General features: G+C 54.5%; 17 protein-coding genes. 8 read left to right on the top strand and 9 right to left on the bottom strand.

The genetic code is table 11. The annotated features are described in order from the left end of the window. Positions 1-65: 65 nt before the first annotated feature. Positions 66-968, top strand: coding sequence for a LysR family transcriptional regulator (locus C1N60_RS18015; protein ID WP_021507827.1), 903 nt, complete (start codon positions 66-68; stop codon positions 966-968). 60 nt (positions 969-1028) lie between these two features. Here the strand turns inward: C1N60_RS18015 and C1N60_RS18020 are convergent, their stop codons facing one another. The 4 genes from C1N60_RS18020 to soxR form a co-directional block, all read right to left on the bottom strand. After that, positions 1029-2678 carry a Na+/H+ antiporter gene (locus C1N60_RS18020; RefSeq protein ID WP_021507828.1) on the bottom strand — a complete coding sequence of 550 codons (1650 nt, stop codon included), beginning with the start codon at positions 2676-2678 and terminating at the stop codon, positions 1029-1031. Between the two features lie 136 nt (positions 2679-2814). Further along, positions 2815-4164, bottom strand: a complete 1350-nt coding sequence (locus tag C1N60_RS18025; protein ID WP_394521164.1) for an NCS2 family permease — start codon at positions 4162-4164, stop codon at positions 2815-2817. A gap of 356 nt (positions 4165-4520) precedes the next feature. Next, a complete protein-coding gene (locus tag C1N60_RS18030) occupies positions 4521-5189 on the bottom strand; it encodes a glutathione S-transferase family protein (RefSeq protein ID WP_021507831.1) in 669 nt (222 codons plus the stop codon). A 43-nt stretch (positions 5190-5232) separates the two neighbouring features. Next, positions 5233-5709 (bottom strand): redox-sensitive transcriptional activator SoxR, encoded by a 477-nt coding sequence (gene soxR, locus C1N60_RS18035; protein WP_021507832.1) that lies wholly within the window; start codon positions 5707-5709, stop codon positions 5233-5235. Positions 5710-5808: 99 nt separating this feature from the next. Between soxR and soxS the strand changes: the two genes are divergently transcribed. Next, on the top strand, positions 5809-6237 hold the full coding sequence (gene soxS / locus C1N60_RS18040; protein ID WP_058757551.1) for a superoxide response transcriptional regulator SoxS: 429 nt from the start codon (positions 5809-5811) through the stop codon (positions 6235-6237). A 245-nt stretch (positions 6238-6482) separates the two neighbouring features. Next, positions 6483-6764, top strand: coding sequence for a YjcB family protein (locus C1N60_RS18045; RefSeq protein ID WP_010618515.1), 282 nt, complete (start codon positions 6483-6485; stop codon positions 6762-6764). Positions 6765-6818: 54 nt separating this feature from the next. On the opposite strand, the gene C1N60_RS18050 is transcribed toward C1N60_RS18045, so the two are convergent. Next, on the bottom strand, positions 6819-7769 hold the full coding sequence (locus tag C1N60_RS18050; RefSeq protein ID WP_031279756.1) for an ATP-grasp fold amidoligase family protein: 951 nt from the start codon (positions 7767-7769) through the stop codon (positions 6819-6821). An 8-nt stretch (positions 7770-7777) separates the two neighbouring features. Continuing rightward, a complete protein-coding gene (locus C1N60_RS18055; RefSeq protein ID WP_021507835.1) occupies positions 7778-9034 on the bottom strand; it encodes an oligosaccharide flippase family protein in 1257 nt (418 codons plus the stop codon). Between the two features lie 527 nt (positions 9035-9561). On the opposite strand from C1N60_RS18055, the gene C1N60_RS18060 reads away from it, so the two are divergent. Beyond that, complete coding sequence (locus tag C1N60_RS18060; RefSeq protein ID WP_031279757.1) at positions 9562-9957, top strand: transposase; 396 nt, start codon at positions 9562-9564, stop codon at positions 9955-9957. A 908-nt stretch (positions 9958-10865) separates the two neighbouring features. Here C1N60_RS18060 and C1N60_RS18065 read toward each other — a convergent pair. Next, on the bottom strand, positions 10866-11819 hold the full coding sequence (locus C1N60_RS18065; protein ID WP_058770026.1) for a DMT family transporter: 954 nt from the start codon (positions 11817-11819) through the stop codon (positions 10866-10868). A gap of 72 nt (positions 11820-11891) precedes the next feature. Beyond that, positions 11892-12722 carry an AraC family transcriptional regulator gene (locus tag C1N60_RS18070; RefSeq protein WP_021507838.1) on the bottom strand — a complete coding sequence of 277 codons (831 nt, stop codon included), beginning with the start codon at positions 12720-12722 and terminating at the stop codon, positions 11892-11894. Positions 12723-12848: 126 nt separating this feature from the next. Here C1N60_RS18070 and C1N60_RS18075 point away from each other — a divergent pair, with 126 nt between their 5' ends. The 4 genes from C1N60_RS18075 (at position 12849) to C1N60_RS18090 (ending at position 15439) form a co-directional block, all read left to right on the top strand. Then, entirely contained in the window at positions 12849-13376 is a 528-nt protein-coding gene (locus tag C1N60_RS18075) for an isochorismatase family protein (protein WP_021507839.1), read from the top strand. A 73-nt stretch (positions 13377-13449) separates the two neighbouring features. Next, the gene (locus C1N60_RS18080; protein ID WP_058757556.1) at positions 13450-13893 is read left to right on the top strand and encodes a type II RES/Xre toxin-antitoxin system antitoxin; all 444 of its coding nucleotides are present in this window, start codon (positions 13450-13452) and stop codon (positions 13891-13893) included. Then, entirely contained in the window at positions 13890-14354 is a 465-nt protein-coding gene (locus C1N60_RS18085) for an RES family NAD+ phosphorylase (protein WP_021507840.1), read from the top strand. Before C1N60_RS18080 ends, C1N60_RS18085 begins: the two co-directional genes overlap by 4 nt. A gap of 26 nt (positions 14355-14380) precedes the next feature. Beyond that, positions 14381-15439 (top strand): hypothetical protein, encoded by a 1059-nt coding sequence (locus C1N60_RS18090; protein WP_394521165.1) that lies wholly within the window; start codon positions 14381-14383, stop codon positions 15437-15439. Between the two features lie 61 nt (positions 15440-15500). Here C1N60_RS18090 and ssb1 read toward each other — a convergent pair whose 3' ends face one another. Beyond that, positions 15501-16043: a single-stranded DNA-binding protein SSB1 gene (gene ssb1, locus C1N60_RS18095; RefSeq protein ID WP_021507842.1), complete on the bottom strand. Its 543-nt coding sequence runs from the start codon at positions 16041-16043 to the stop codon at positions 15501-15503. Positions 16044-16048 lie beyond the last annotated feature (5 nt).

Below are 16048 nucleotides of genomic sequence, written 5' to 3' on the forward strand. Positions count from 1 at the left end.
AATCCGCGCCAGAGTGTGAAAGAAATGAATTAAAATTATTCAAACTATGCCAAAAAGGAATGTTTATGGACGTGCGTGCCCTGCGTTACTTCACCGAAGTGGTGCGTCAGCAGAGCTTTACCCGCGCGGCGGAGAAGCTGTTCGTGACGCAACCCACCATCAGCAAAATGCTGCGCCAGCTGGAAGAAGAGCTGGGCTGTACGCTGCTGCTGCGCGAGGGACGCAAGCTGCATCTCACCGACAGCGGCCAGGCGGTATATCAGCGTGGCCTGGCGATTTTGCAGGAGTTTCATCAGCTGGAGGCGCAAATCAGTGACATCAACCAGCTGAAAACCGGTGAGCTGCGGCTGGGCATTCCGCCGATGGTCGGCATGCAGATTGCCGGATCGATCTCCGCGTTCCGCCGCCGCTATCCCGGCGTACAGCTGAAAATCTCCGAATTTGGTGGCCTGACGGTGCAGCAGGCGGTGCTGAGCGGCGGGCTGGATATTGCGCTGACCGCCCTGCCGATTGATGCGGAGCTGCCGCTGAACACGCTGGAACTGATGCGCCATCCGCTGTGCGTGCTGCTGCCGCGTAGCGCGCGCTGGCTCAACCGCACCAGCCTGACGCTGGCCGAGCTGGCTCAGCATCCCCTGCTGATCCTCAACGAAGAGTTTTCGCTTAACCGCCAGCTGATGAAAGCGTTTCAGCGCCAGGGAGTGATGCCGGATATCGCGCTGCGTAGCGCGCAGTGGGATTTTCTTGCCGCGATGGTGCAGGCGGATATGGGGCTGGCGATCCTGCCGGAGCCGATCTGCCAGCGGCTGGATAAACAGGCCTTGCTGTGGCTGCCGCTGGAGTCGGAGCTGCAGTGGCGTCTGGGGCTAATCTGGCGCGAAGGCAGTTATCTGTCGCGCAGCGCGCAGGCGTGGATTGCCTGCTGCCGCGAACACTGGCCGGATAACGCGCCACGGCTATCGCTGTAGCAAAGCGGCCGCCCTGTCTGTCAGGCGGCCGCGGGATCGGAGAGCAGCAAAACGCGGCGGCTATTCCTCTTTCTCTATCAGCAACGCTTCCAGCAGGTCGAGATCGCGCAGCAGGCGCTGCATAGTCTCGTTGGAGATCTGCTGGGTGGCGCGCAGATGATAAACCTCGGCACGCTCGGCGCGCAGCGCGGTCAGACGGAAACGGCGCTCCAGATTTTCCGCAAACAGCGCCTGCTCCATATCATCTTTGCCATCGACGCGACGACGCAGATTACCAATCACCCGCAGGCTGACCTCTTTCAGCAGCTCAGGATCGATGTTCTCTTCAGCGTCGTTTTCCAGCCGCTGCTCCATTTTGTGCAGGCTTTCGATCGCCACGCCGGCCATCGCAGCACGCGCGCTCTGGATTTCGCGACGGTGCCCCACTTTGTCGTGGCTCTCCATGCCGCGCAGCAGAATCGGCAGCAGAATCACGCCGACAAACAGCGAGAACAGAATCACGCCGGTGGCGATAAACACCAGTTCGTAGCGCGCCGGAAAAGGTTCGCCGTTGCTGAGGAACAGCGGAATCGACAGCACACCGGCCAGCGTGATAGCACCGCGCACGCCGGCAAAAGAGGCGATCAGCAGTTCACGCAGCGAGTAGCTGGAAAACTCCAGCGGCTTCTTCTTCAGCAGGCGCAGGCTGGTGCGCTTCATGATCCACAGCCAGCCGAAGCGCACGATCATCAGCGCCGCATAGACCAGCCCGACGTCAGCGAACAGCATCCACAGCTCGACGTTAGGATCGGCGTTCGCCTGAGCAATCGAGGTAGAGAGAATGTCCGGCAGCTGCAGGCCCAGCATCAGGAACACCATGCCGTTGAACACAAACTCCAGCATCTGCCATACGCTGTTGGCGCGCAGGCGCATCGCCAGCGGTGCCTGCCGGATGATGCCGGAACGGGTGATGGTCATACCGGCCGCTACCGCCGCCAGAATGCCGGAGACGCCGAGGTGTTCAGCAATCAGGTAAGAGGCGAACGGCAGCAGCAGCAGCAGTACGGTTTGCGTGGCCGGATCGTCACCGCTCCAGCGGCTGAGCAGGCGCAGCGAACGGCCATACAGCCAGCAAACCGCGACACCGGCCACCAGGCCGCCAATCGCCACTTTAAGGAACTCGACGCTGGCGCCGCCCCAGGTGAACACCATGGTGCCCATCGCCACCGCGACGGCAAACTTGAGTGACACCAGGCCCGACGCGTCATTCATCAGCGCCTCGCCCTGGACAATCGACATGATCTTTTTCGGGATGCGCCCTTCGCCAACGATACCGGAGAGTGCCACCGCATCGGTCGGTGACAGCACCGCCGCCAGCGCGAACGCCGGAATTAGCGGAATGCCCGGCACCAGCCAGTAAATCAGGTATCCGATACCGACCACGGTAATCAGCACCAGCACCAGCGCCAGGCCGATAATTTCACGGCCGTGATGCAGAAACTCGTTGATCGGCGTTTTCCAGCCATCGGCAAACAGCAGCGGCGGAATAAACAGCACGAGGAAAAGTTCGGGGTCAAAATCGACGTGCAGACCAAAGGTTGGCCAGGCCAGCAGCGCGCCGGCCGCGATCTGTACCAGCGGGAGCGGGATCTGAAACGGCAGGATACGTGCCGCAACGCCGGACAGCGAAACCACCAGCGTCATGATGAGAATAGTAAAGAAGATTTCCATGCTTTCCTTAGGCGAATCATATTAATCGAAGCGATGTTGCGTCGGAAAGTGTAAAACAAAACGCCGCCCGGCGGGGCTACCCGATGTGCGGCGTGTGCGATAAAGAGAATAATCCGGACTGACGCCCGGATTGCGGTCAGATAGCCCAGCCGCCCGCGTAGAACGCCACCAGCGCCACAGCAATCACCACCGTGCCAGCGTTGAGCTTGCGCCACTCGCCGGCAAACAGACGGCCAATCACCAGCGCGGCAAAGCCGAGCATGATGCCGGTGACGATGTTGCAGGTCAGTACGATGAATACCGCCGTCAGCAGGCCAGACATCGCATCGACGAAATCATTGAAGTCGATTTTGGCCACGTTGCTCAGCATCAGCAGGCCGACATACATCAGCGCGGGTGCGGTGGCATAGGCCGGAACCAGATAAGCCAGCGGCGACATAAACAGAATCAGCAGGAACAACAGACCCACGACAATCGCTGTCAGGCCGGTTTTACCGCCGGCGGCAGTACCCGCAGCGGACTCGATATACACTGCGGCGGGCGAGGCACCCACCAGTCCGGCAAACAGGCTGCTGATAGAGTCGGTGGTCAGCGCGCGACCGCCATTGATAATCTGGCCCTCTTTATCCAGCAGGTTCGCCTGCCCGGCCACCGCACGAATGGTGCCGGTGGCGTCAAACACCGCGGTCATCACCAGCGCCAGCACGCTCGGTAACACCACCGGCTGCAGCGCGCCCATGATATCCAGGCTAAACATTGCCGACTGGCCGCTGGCATCACGCAGGCTCGGCATGGCAAACAGCCCCTGCCACTTTACCGCCGGGTCGAAAATCAGCCCAAGCAGCGAAATCGCAATGATGGTCAGCAGAATGCCGCCCGGTACCCGCCGTTTTTCCAGACCAAAAATCGCCGCCAGCCCGATCAGCGCCATGATCACCGGGAAAGAGGTGAAGTGACCAAGCGCCACCGGCAGGCCTGCCGCCGGGTTTTTTACCACCAGACCAATGCCATCGGCGGCAATCAGCAGCAGAAACAGGCCGATACCGACGCCGGTACCGTGCGCCACGCCCATCGGCAGGTTACGCAGAATCCACGCGCGAATGCCGGTCACGGAAATCAGCGTGAACAGCAGGCCCATCAGGAAGACCGCGCCCAGCGCCACCGGCACGCTAATGTGCTGGCCCAGTACCAGGCTGAACGCGGTGAAGGCGGTCAGGGAGATGGCGCAGCCAATCGCCATCGGCAGGTTGGCCCACAGTCCCATGATGAGGGAGCCAAAGCTGGCCACCAGACAGGTAGCGACAAACACCGCCGTCGGTGAGAAGCCCGCTTTACCGAGCATGCCAGGCACCACGATGACTGAATAAACCATCGCTAAAAAGGTGGTGAGGCCAGCCAGCACTTCCTGCCGCACGCTGCTGCCGCGTGCTGAAATGTGGAACCAGGCGTCCAGTTTTCCCCTGGCCGGGCATGATTCGCCAGACATAGTTATTCCTCTGTGTTTTTTAAGATATAGGTCACCGCGCGGCTCGCGTTTGCGCATCATCCTGGTGAAGATGTCTCAGAGAGAAAAGCAGGCAAACGATTACGTGGCCGCGTATTCCAGGTCAAAAAGGGGTGACGCGGAAAAAAGGCAAACGATTATCTGGCGTTTGGGGTGGCGTTTTCAACTGCTAATCACCTGGCAGGCAGGATAATGCGCAGCTCTGGCGCAATTATGGCTGGCGTTACGCTAGCGGGAGCAGGAAATCATGGAGGAAAAAGGCTGGCATTTCAGATGGTTTGCTGCGGTGCCGCGACAGCGCGTCGCGGCGTCCTGTTTCGTTGCGTTACCGCTGCGCCTCAGCCGTTATTGAACTGAATCGGGCCGCCCTGCTCCAGCGCGCGCTGCCACGCGGCGCGCTGCTGCATATTCTCCAGCCAGCGCGCCGTGGCGGGCATCTCACCCAGCGCGCCGCGCATCTGCAACGCCAGCAGCGGAAAACTCATCTGCACATCGGCAATGCTGAAGCGTGAACCGGCAAAAAAGCGCTGCTGGCTCAGATGCTGCTCAATCACGCGCCCGTGGAGCGCCAGCTGCTTGTTCAGCCACGCTTTCTGAATGCCTTTACTCAGCGCCACGCCGGCCGGGCGCAGCAGCCATGGCACCGGCTTTTTGCCCAGTTGCGCAAACACCAGCTTCATTACCAGCAGCGGCATCAGCGAACCTTCAGCATAGTGCAGCCAGTAACGCGCCTGAATTTGCTCCTCTTCCTCATGCAGCGCCAGCAGATGCTCGCTGTCGTATTTCAGCTGCAGATATTCGAGGATGGCGCCCGATTCGGCGATCACCCGATTGCCATCGGTAATCACCGGCGATTTACCCAGCGGATGCACTTTCTTTAATTCGTCCGGCGCCAGCAGGGTATTTTCCCGCTGATAGCGTTTGATTTGATACGGCACCGCCAGCTCTTCCAGCAGCCACAGCACCCGATGAGAACGGGAGTTTTCCAGATGGTGAACGGTAATCATGCGCGATTCCTTGCTGCTAAGGGTTGGCATCTAGTATAGCGGATTAACGCTGCGGCTCGTCCTGTTGCGGATCGAGCAGGACCGCTCCGGAGCCCTGCTGCCCCAGGCGATCACCCGGATTGCGCAGCGGGCAGTCGCGCATCGACAGGCAGCCGCAACCAATGCAGCCGTCAAGATCGTTGCGCAGACGCGTCAGGGTTTCGATGCGTTTATCCAGCTCTTCGCGCCAGTGCTGCGTCAGCGCGTCCCACTCCTGCGTCGACATGCGCTTATTCGCCGGCACGTGCATCAGGCTGTCGCTGACCGTCGCCAGCGGAATTCCGATGCGCTGGGCAATTTTGATAATCGCCACGCGGCGCAGCACATCACGGCTGTAGCGGCGCTGATTACCGCCATTGCGCGTGCTGCTGATCAAGCCTTTGCTTTCGTAAAAGTGCAGCGCCGATACCGCCACGCCGCTGCGTTTCGCCACTTCGCCCGGCGTCAGCACCGGTTTCGGGTAATTGCGTTCTTTTTTCATTTAGGGCCTTTACCTCAAGTTAACTTGAGGAATTATACTCGCACCCCAGCAAAACAGCGAATTTCAAACCAGGCGATAACCTTGCAGAAGGAACAGGCTATGATGCAACAGGAAATCATCCATTCACTGACTAACTGGATCGATCAGAATCTGGATAAAACATTGTCGATTGATGAAGTGGCGGCAAAATCGGGTTACTCGAAATGGCACCTGCAGCGTATGTTCCGTACGGTTACGAAACAAACGCTGGGTGGTTATATTCGTGAACGCCGTCTCACGCTGGCCGCCGAAGCCTTGCGTCAGACGCAGCGTCCGGTATTCGACATTGCGATGCAGTACGGCTACGACTCGCAGCAGACGTTTTCACGCGTGTTCCGCCGTCAGTTCTCGCAAACCCCTACCGCTTACCGTCACAGCATGCGTCGCCAGGCGATGGTGCAGCGTCCGCGTCTGGTCAACTTTGACTGCAGCGAAGGCATGAACAGCTTTGCCCAGCGCACCACCGGCGAGTGCTGCCCGGTACGCTGAAGTCAGTGCGCCCCGCGCGGGCGCGCCTTTCCCCCTTCTCTTCACCTTCCTCCAGCCCTTTCTTAGCCTGCCATACCAGGTCTAAATTTTGTTCAAATTTTCAAATCCAGTGATATAATGTGACCCAAGTCACAGATTCAAGCTGTATTAAGACGACAGAAGGGCTTCCCTGACCTCCCTTGTCTGCCGCCAGTGATGTCCGATGAATGTCAGGGATATTACTGATTTCAAGAGGTTTTTCGCCGATGGCTACGTTAACTACCAGTCTGATCGTCATGCGTTGGGAACTGCTCAGCGCGGTAATGATGTTCTTCGCCAGCACCATGAAAATTAAATTGCGTCAGAACAGCCACCACGTGATGGCGCTGATGTGCGGCGGCGTGGGCGTAGCGATGTCATGCTGGTTCGTTACCGGTCTGCTCGGCATTACGCTGAGCATGGAAAACGTGCATAACTTTATGTCCATCACCAAAGAGGCGTTTATTCAGGTGATGAGCCAGACACCAGCCGACTGGCCAATGCCGTAAACGCGGCGCATAAAAAACCCCGCTAAGCGGGGTTTTTTATTTTGCTGTGTGATTTCAAATTTTCTTCAATACGGCTGGAAGTGGTACTTCCGGCACCGTGACGTCCGATCTCTGCGTATCGCGACGATCCTGAATCCACATATCACCCATCATCTGATTGAGCCCCCGATCCAACCCGGTGACCAGCCCGGCGCCTGGCGTGAACGTCAGCTCACCGAAGTAGATCTGTTCGCCATCGATATACCAGTCCACACGCACATAATCGAAGTCGCTGGCCAGCGTTTTACTCAGCGCCAGCGCGTGCTGCAATTGTGGCAGCAGCGGTGACACATCCAGCCCGGTGTCACGGATTTTGTGATACGCCTCGTTAAGATTGTTGACGTAAAAGTTCATCGACAGCAGCGGATTACAGCGGTTGTAGATCACCTGCAGCACATATTCAAAATTGCCGTCGCGCTTGTTGAACATGTGAAACTTGTAATCGATCGGCGCGGTTTTGCCATCGCCGATGTACTTCTCTACCAGAATGCGCGGCTTAATATAGCGATAGTGAATTTCGCGCGCCTCGTTGGCGAAGTCGGTCTTCAGCCAGCGCTGGCAATCGCTGATAATCTGCTGTTTTTTCAGCGCATCCGGTTCTTCCAGCAGGATCTCGACCATGTTGGAGCCGTGATTCGGCTTGATAACCGTGTTCTTCCAGCTCGGCAGCGTATGCAGTGAGTGCGGATCGCTGGTCTCATAAACCAGCGGAATCAGATACTCACTGCCCACCTTTTCGGCAATGTACTCACGCACCGAAAACTTGTCCGACAGGCGGCCATAGCACTGGTAGTCGCCGTAGACGAATTTGCGATACAGCACTTTCTCATTGAACACCTTCGGCTGACGCAGGTTCGGCAGCTTACGGAATTTGTGAAAGTAGTAAATGCGATCCTGGTACGCCCAGGGCATCTTTTTGATGAAATACTGTACGCTTCTTCTGAGTTCGTCTTTCAACCTGATCATATCTGACCTCATTTGTAGGTTTTGTAGTTGAGTGAGGAAACCTGAATTTTTTGGATGACGCCGTTTTTGAAGAAGTAATTCATTACGGTCAGGGACAGTAACTCCGTGATGAAGACGCTCCAGGCGGCACCCATGATGCCGTAGCCCTGGATCAGCCACCACGACAGCGGCAGGCTGATGACCATCAGACAAATGATCTTCTTCAACAGATAGTTAAACCCGCCCTCTTTCACCATGTAGCGATAAGCGACGGTCCCCATTGCCGAAAAGCAGGTTGCTAACGACAGTAACGTAATGAGACTTCCGGACTGTGTGTACTCGTGACCATATAAAGCGATGATGATTTTTTCGCCGTACAAGGCAATCACCGCTAATAACAGCAATGAAACTCCCATGACATAGCCGTTCAGCCGCGCGGTGAGCTTGATCGCGGCTGCTCCACGCTCGCGGAAAATCTCCGAGAAGCAGGAAGTGATGATGGCAACCGGGATAAAAATCCAGGAAGCCGAAATGGTATTCGCGGCGGCGAACAGGCCAAGGTCGCGCGCTGAGGCGATGCCCGCGAGGAACATCTGTGCGGCTTTCACCTGCACCGAGATAAAGATGCTGGAGATGGCCAGCGGCAGGCCGGCATACATCAGGTAGCGCAGGTAGGTGGTGCGCTTGTCCTGCGGCGGTGCCAGATCCTGATGTTCGCGATAGAAATTGACGCGCTTGATGGCGTACGGCACCAGTGTGACGGCCACAATCGAGGCGGTGAGCCACAGTGGATTGAGATGCAGCCAGGCGATGGTGAAGCTCATGGCAAAGCCCAGCAGCAAGCCGGCCGAGTTAGCAATGGTATTGAGCCGCGACGCCAGTCGCGCATTGTTATAAACGCTGAACGTGTCCTGGGTGACAAACACCGACGAGATAAACGAGGCCAGTGCAAACGCAAGGAAGTTTTCCTGCATGTTGTACCAGACCCAAATCAACACCGGGATTGATGTCAGCAACAGTAGCACCAGGCGCATGGTCCGCGCCACGGTCATCAGCCGCAGGCCTTTCGGCGCACTTTTGCTGATGCGCTTGAACAGGATGGTTTCGGTACCAAAAATCGCCACGGTTTGCACCATGGAGAACAGCGAGGTCGAAAACGCCATTTGACCAAACACCGTTGGGCCAAAGGATTTTGCCACGTAGGAGGTCACAAATATGACGCCGAATACCGAGACGATCTTCTCAGACATCATCCAGGCGGCATTAGACATTACGCTCAATTTCATTGACTGGTCCTTAGTATTACGTACAGCAACTGCTTTTCGGTACAACGTCCTTGAAATGAATTAACAAGCGCTCAGTGGGCCTGACACAATTTAATAACTTCAAACCAGGCTGGTCCGAAAAATGAGACTCGCGTCAGAGTTTAGCGATTAAATTCAGGAAAATTCCGATTAAACCTGGTGCGAAGCCCGATGGATGTAAACGATTTCAACCCGAATTCAGGACAAAAGTTCACAGGCATATCCTGAGTTTTTTGCAAGCAGGCTATGCCGAATTTCCAATGATTGTCGTATTTTTCTGCATTTGGGATGGAATGAATCTATATCAAAAACCCAGCACCAGGAAGGCGTTCAATGGCATTCAGAATAAAATAAGATTTATCCCATGATGATATTTATTCTAAATAACTTAATTTAACCCTCGCAATTCTAATCGCGCACTTTAATACTGCATTAATACCGTTTTTGCAGTACCAGATATTAATACAGTAATTCTCATCCACTAATTGATAAGAAAGGTAAGAGCATTTATGAGAAAGTCACGATATAGCGAAGAGCAAATCACAAATGCCATTAAAGCTTCTGAAACGGGAGTGAAAGTCAGGGAGATTTGTGAGGAGCTGGGCATTTCCGAGGCCACCTTCTATAGCTGGAAGAAGAAGTTCTCCGGGCTTTCTTCAGAGGAGGGTCGAAAAATCAAGGAGTTGGAGGATAAACTGCAGAACCTTACGCGCGAGCTGCAGACCCTGAGCTCTGACAAGGAGATGCTGCAAAGCGTGCTGAAAAACTTCTTCACTACGAATGAAAAGCGTCAGGCGGTCAACTTCCTGCAAACCACTTTCGACATCGGTACCCGTCGCAGCTGTCGTTTACTGGATATTAGCCGTAGCGTTTATCATTACCCTTCCGGTTCCGATAATCGCTAATACCATTGAGGCCGATGTTATATGACTTAATGCTGAGATTTGTTCTTACCAGAAGAGATGAAGATCATTAAATTCGGCATTCGCTACATAACAATTCGAACCACTTTTTCCTGATGAATGCCATCACGGAATCACTTCCTTTTTTGCGGTAAAATTGATTCACACCAGCAAAAGCCTCGCGTTTCAAGCCATTTAGACTTAGCCCAATCTCATTTTGGTGAGATTGGTGCTTAGTCTATTACTTCACGATTACTAATAATCAGTCCTGATCACAGACAATTCTGTTAAGCGTTAATGAACAACACGGTGTAACCGCTCACACATTGGCTCAGTTTTAAACTGGATCTGGCCGCTGCGTTTATGATCGCTTTGACGATCAGCGCTAGTCGGCTAACTCTTAAACCACACCAGGAATACTCCGGTTAAAAAACGTTATGATGTTTAAACTATAAAGCCGAAAAACGGTTATCCACGGTAAATACTGCGCTTAAATCCATCGTCATCTTTAATCTTTTTTTCTGGCGCCTGTTGGGAATCATTCTTAACAATGCCGGTAACGCTTAAGGCTAAGGTGGCTTCTCACGCTGGAATTTCAGTGCCACAGCCGGGTAAAAATCCGACTGGCGAAGAGTTTTTTACGCGCTAAACCGGCGAATTGTTGCCCGATATGCGCTTTTTTTATCCCACCGGAATGCTAAAAGGCAGCTAAAGTCGACCTTTTACCGTGCTGACGGCAGGGAGTTTTATAGCGGAAGAGAATGAAAACCGGGCGGCCGTAGCGCTGGTCGGTTATATAGCGTGCGCGTAGCGGCCAGTATCAGGTCACTGAGGCGGGATTATCGGCTGGTCAAATTCCTAAAATATCAGGGGAAAGCGCTGCTGAGTGGATGACTCAGCAGCAGGGCGGGTTAAGGAAGCGCGGTCAGCCGCTGCGGTTTAATGCGCATGGCATAGATCACGCCAACGATCAGACAGCCGATACCGATGCTGGTGAGCAACGGTGGCCAGCTCTGGCGGTAAATAAAGGTCCACAGCAGGCCAGAGAGCGTTTCGAATACGATGAGCGGCCCCATCACCACCGTTGGCAAACGCTGACTGGCGGCATTCCAGCACAGCGCCGCCAGCCATGAGCAGAACAAACCAATCGCCAGCATCAGCCAGATAAAGCGCGCCGGCTGCGGGCCGAACGGCAAAGCGAAATCGGGCTGCTGCCAGTGAATCTGCAGGCTCACCAGCCCATAAAACACCAGCGCCAGCGGCAATGTCACCAGCCCCTGCGCGGTGGCCCAGCTCGACGGTTTGTGCTGAGGATGTTTGCGCAGCCAGCGCGCATTGCGCAGCGGATACCAGGTCCAGCACACCACTGCCAGCACCGCCAGCAGCAGGCCACTCAGGTAGCCCCAGAGATCAAATGCCGGCCCCTGCCCGTGCAGTTCCGCCGCGTTGACGCAGCCCAGCCCGGCAGCAATGATGATCAGCGCGGGCATCAGCCGGCGCCATGGCAGGCGCCCTTCGAGATGGCCGTAACAGAGGTTAGCGGTGACGGTGATCACCACCGGCAGCGTGCCGATGATCATGGTGGAGACCGGTGCGCCGGTGCGCTGAATCGCGCTGGCAAGGCAGGCGTAATAGAGCAGATTGCCCACCAGCGACAGCTTCACCGCCTCCGTCCAGTCCGGGCGCGTCAGCTGTTTTAGCCGGCGCCGGCTGAGCCACGCCAGCGGCAGTACCACCAGACCAAAGGCAACATAGCGACCCGCCGATTGCAACGTGCCCGGATAATCGGGTATCAGCAGCGGCCCGACAAAAATCATGCCCCACATCAGCCCCGCCGCGAGGGCAAACACTATTCCTGCAAACATACACCTTTCCTTTATCTTCAATCCGCCACAGTGTGGCGCAGGAAAAGGTGAAAGGCTTGTAGCAGATTGCGGTTAACGTGCGCTGAACACCTGCTTTTGATAGCGTCCCGGCGTAATGCCGTAGCGATGGGCAAACGCCCGCGTCAGATGCGCCTGGTCGGTGAGGCCAACCGCCGCCGCCACACTGGCGGCGCTCTCGCCCTGCGCCAGCCGCTGCTTGGCCTCGAACAGGCGGAAGGCCATCAGCATTTGATGGGGAGTGACGTGAAAGTGTTGTTTGAAACTGCGCAGAAAATGCCACGGCGACAGCGATACCAGCGCCGCCAGCTCCTCCAGCCGCACCGGTTCTGCCAGGTTATCGCGCAGCCAGGCTTTTACCACATCAAAGCGGTGGGCGCCTTCGCGCGGCCGCGCGACGCCCTGCTGCGCCAGCGGACGCAGCCACTCCAGCAGATCCAGCAGCGCGCCCTGCCGCTCCAGCGCACTTTGCGCCTGCCACATCTGTGCCAGCGCATGGGAGAAAGGTTGTGCCAGACGCGCATCGGTGCGCAGCGCATCGCTGAACCACCAGTTGCGATCGCCGGTCAGCCGATCCATCTCCGCCGGATCGATATAGATCATGCGATAACGCCAGCCTTCGGCGCAGGCCGATTCACCGGTGTGCAGTTCATCGGGATTCATCATCACCAGCGAATGCACCGGCGCGACATAATTGGTGCCGCGGTAGCGAAAGCGCTGCGCGCCGGATTCGATGGTGCCAATCCCGAAGGCTTCGTGGGTATGGGGCTCAAAAGCGTAGCGGGAGATGTGCGCCTGATAAAGCTCAATGCCCGGCAGCTCAGCAAAGTGCTGAAACTGCGCACGATCCTGCTCACAGGGAAAGACTTCAGGAACCACCGTCACCACACACCTCCATACGCTATCAGGCAGTAAGCATGCGCGGCGCGCACAAAAAAAGCAAAGCCCAATCGCTTTACGCGCCTACCCGTTCAGCGCGACACTGGGGCCTGACCTATAAAGGAGGCGACAATGGCACAACGGGTGGTAATGGTAGTGGATATGCAAAATGGCGTGCTGGCAACGCCGCGTTACGACCGCGCCGGACGCTGCGCGCGCATTAATCAGCTGATGGCCGCCGCCGATCAGGTCATTTTTATTCAGCATAGCGGGCCGGATTTAGCCGCTGACTCCGCAGACTGGCAAATAGTCGCCGAACTGGAACAACCCGCCGACGCGCTTTACATCACCAAAACCGCCTGCGACAGCTTCTGGCAAACCGGGCTCGCGGCGCAGCTTGAACAGCATCAGATTGAAAGCTTTGTCATTTGCGGCTGCGCCACTGATTATTGTGTCGATACCACCATCAAAGTCGGGGCCAGCCTTGGCTATCACATCACCGTGGCGGCCGACGCCCACACCACCGCCGATCGCACTTATGTGTCGGCGCAGCAACTTATTAATCAGCACAACGAAGTGTGGGCGGATTTGATCATGCCGGGCAATCCGGTGCGGGTTAAAACCACGGAAGAATTACTGCGGGAGTGGCGCGCGCATTAAGGGTTGCGCTATTGAAATAATCTGACAAGTGTCAATAATACAACATGACACTTGTCTGTATGGAGTTTTTCAGATGCGAGCTTATATTCCTCAGCCTGGAGCCAATGACAACGCGCTGTGGCGGGTTGCTGGCCTGCCTCCACGTGGTATTGAGTTAACGCGTATGCTGGAAGCCGGTTTGCCGGTGGCCGTCATTGATGATATCCGTCACTGGTCGGCCATGACGCGCGCCGAAATCATGAAGGTCACAGGGATTAATGAACGCAACATTGCCCGTCGTAAAAGCACGGGTAAAAGTCTGTCACCCGACGAGAGTGAACGTGTCGCCCGCTTCGTCCGCGTGATGGATGCCGCCGTTCAGCTTTTTGCTGGTAATAAAGAAGAGGCCACCCAGTGGCTGAGCCGACCGGTGAAAGGGTTAGGCAATGTTGCGCCCATCACCTTACTGACGACGGAGAGCGGTGCGCTGGATGTTCTCGATCTGATCGGTCGTCTGGAGCACGGTGTTTTCTCGTGATTTTTTATCGGCTGACGAAGAGCCAGTATGCGGCTGAAGCCTGGTCCGGTTATGGGGCAAAACAGTATGGTGGACGCTGGAATCATAAAGGCTATCCCACCATTTATGTTGCCACGTCGGTGTCACTCGCAGCACTGGAAGTGCTGGTCCATATCGGAAGAGAGTCGGTGCTGGATGAGTACACCTTATTCAGTATCGACATCCCGGATGCTGAAGTTGCCTATCTTGCTGAAGCATTTTTACCGCCGGACTGGCGTCATGATCCAGCGCCACTGTCGACAATGGATCTCGGCACCGGCTGGCTGCAATCCGCTGAAGGCGCCGCGCTGATGCTACCTTCAACGATTATCCCGATGGAAAACAAAGCAATATTAAATCCGCTTCATCATTCTTTTAAAAGCGCTCTTACCAGAGTGAAAGAATTACCTTTTGTCTTTGATCAACGCCTTATAAAGGGATGATTTTTCCTCGCGTAAAAGGACATTAAATGAAAACAGCAAAATTAACCGCTAAAAGAATAATTTACTTTTACTACGCAGTCATTTATTACTTTTGTATTTCAATAACTTTGTTAGCCAAAATAGAAACAGTTAAAAGAAGTATAACAGCGTTAGTATTGTTTTTATTTTCTCTGATCATTTTTTTTACATTTATGGCTAAAGGATTTTTCAGAAGCCCATCCCACAAAGGCATTATTAAGAGCCCTAAGCACAGAAAGATAATAACGCAATACAACTCCAGCATTGTATTAGCACTTTATTCTTCAATTATTTTTTTCTGTGCTATCTTATCTTATCTTTTTCAGACCGAAAAAACAGTTTCACTTTTATTGTTAATAAGCTCGACAGTAATACTTTTCCTTTCTTCCAGCGTCTTCCTTTCTGAAAGTAACATCTACAACCAGCATTACAAAAGTGCCACGTCATGGATAGTTAAAATCGGCTGGATAGTAGGCTCCTTCTACGCCTATGCGCAAGCCAGACACGATTTTATGAACATCGCCGATTTAACTTATGACCAGACTGCATCACGCTTTTGTGTCATTCTCTATGCGGGCTTGATTCTCATGACATATGTTTCACTGGCAGTTACCTCTGCAGGGGTAGCTTTATTTTTCTTCGAAAAAACCAGCACCAACGTCAATAAAAAAGATATTATTATTATTAGAGACTCATTCCCTCTATTTATCCCACTAACCATGACAGCCATTGTCACTCTATTAATAATAACATCTAATTTAAAGCTAGTATTTAATACTGCTCTAAACATCAGTATTCCTGTGGATGCTACCGAAACATTCAAATGTAATGATGCATCAATGATGCTTGCAGGAAAAGGAGAAAAATATTACCTACTACTTAATGAAGGTGAATATCGTGTTTTTACACATAGAAATGAAAATTGGTACAGTTCAAGATTAACCTGTCTTAAAGAAAAACCTTATTTCGAAACATCTGAAATAAAAAACAAGGAAGACATCATTAAAAGTAACTTTGAAAACCTAAAGAAAAATGCACTGGATAATTTCAATGCAATAATTAAATAGAAAATAATAAAAAAACCCTCGCAGAAGCGAGGGCTGGATAACGCGTTGATCGGTACGCCAATCAGAACGGGATATCGTCGTCGAAATCCATTGGTGGTTCGTTGTTCGCCGGTGCGCTCTGCTGCTGTGGACGCTGCTGCGCGCCGCCGCTGAACTGGTTGCCCCCACCCTGCGGCTGCTGCGGCTGGCCCCAGCCGTTATTGTTGCCGCCGCCCTGGCCGCCCATGGGTGCGCCACCGCCATTGCCGCCCTGCTGACGACCACCCAGCATCTGCATGGTGCCGCCCACGTTCACCACCACTTCGGTGGTGTATTTGTCCTGGCCGCTCTGGTCCTGCCATTTACGGGTGCGCAGCTGGCCTTCAATGTAGACCTGCGAACCTTTACGCAGATATTCGCCGGCGACTTCGGCCAGCTTGCCGAACAGCACGACGCGGTGCCATTCGGTGATCTCTTTGTTTTCACCGGTTTGCTTGTCGCGCCAGCTCTCTGACGTGGCCAGCGTAATGTTGGCTACCGCGCCACCATTCGGCATGTAGCGCACTTCCGGATCCTGACCCAGATTCCCGACAAGAATCACTTTGTTTACGCCACGACTGGCCATGTTGC

This window comes from Pantoea sp. SGAir0184 (assembly GCF_043544755.1).

Excerpts from the sequence above, each read along its gene's own strand:
- C1N60_RS18015 (WP_021507827.1), top strand. The coding sequence starts at position 66 with ATGGACGTGCGTGCCCTGCGTTACTTCACCGAAGTGGTGCGTCAGCAG.
- C1N60_RS18020 (WP_021507828.1), bottom strand. The coding sequence starts at position 2,678 with ATGGAAATCTTCTTTACTATTCTCATCATGACGCTGGTGGTTTCGCTG.
- C1N60_RS18025 (WP_394521164.1), bottom strand. The coding sequence starts at position 4,164 with ATGTCTGGCGAATCATGCCCGGCCAGGGGAAAACTGGACGCCTGGTTC.
- C1N60_RS18030 (WP_021507831.1), bottom strand. The coding sequence starts at position 5,189 with ATGATTACCGTTCACCATCTGGAAAACTCCCGTTCTCATCGGGTGCTG.
- soxR (WP_021507832.1), bottom strand. The coding sequence starts at position 5,709 with ATGAAAAAAGAACGCAATTACCCGAAACCGGTGCTGACGCCGGGCGAA.
- soxS (WP_058757551.1), top strand. The coding sequence starts at position 5,809 with ATGATGCAACAGGAAATCATCCATTCACTGACTAACTGGATCGATCAG.
- C1N60_RS18045 (WP_010618515.1), top strand. The coding sequence starts at position 6,483 with ATGGCTACGTTAACTACCAGTCTGATCGTCATGCGTTGGGAACTGCTC.
- C1N60_RS18050 (WP_031279756.1), bottom strand. The coding sequence starts at position 7,769 with ATGATCAGGTTGAAAGACGAACTCAGAAGAAGCGTACAGTATTTCATC.
- C1N60_RS18055 (WP_021507835.1), bottom strand. The coding sequence starts at position 9,034 with ATGAAATTGAGCGTAATGTCTAATGCCGCCTGGATGATGTCTGAGAAG.
- C1N60_RS18060 (WP_031279757.1), top strand. The coding sequence starts at position 9,562 with ATGAGAAAGTCACGATATAGCGAAGAGCAAATCACAAATGCCATTAAA.
- C1N60_RS18065 (WP_058770026.1), bottom strand. The coding sequence starts at position 11,819 with ATGTTTGCAGGAATAGTGTTTGCCCTCGCGGCGGGGCTGATGTGGGGC.
- C1N60_RS18075 (WP_021507839.1), top strand. The coding sequence starts at position 12,849 with ATGGCACAACGGGTGGTAATGGTAGTGGATATGCAAAATGGCGTGCTG.
- C1N60_RS18080 (WP_058757556.1), top strand. The coding sequence starts at position 13,450 with ATGCGAGCTTATATTCCTCAGCCTGGAGCCAATGACAACGCGCTGTGG.
- C1N60_RS18090 (WP_394521165.1), top strand. The coding sequence starts at position 14,381 with ATGAAAACAGCAAAATTAACCGCTAAAAGAATAATTTACTTTTACTAC.
- ssb1 (WP_021507842.1), bottom strand. The coding sequence starts at position 16,043 with ATGGCCAGTCGTGGCGTAAACAAAGTGATTCTTGTCGGGAATCTGGGT.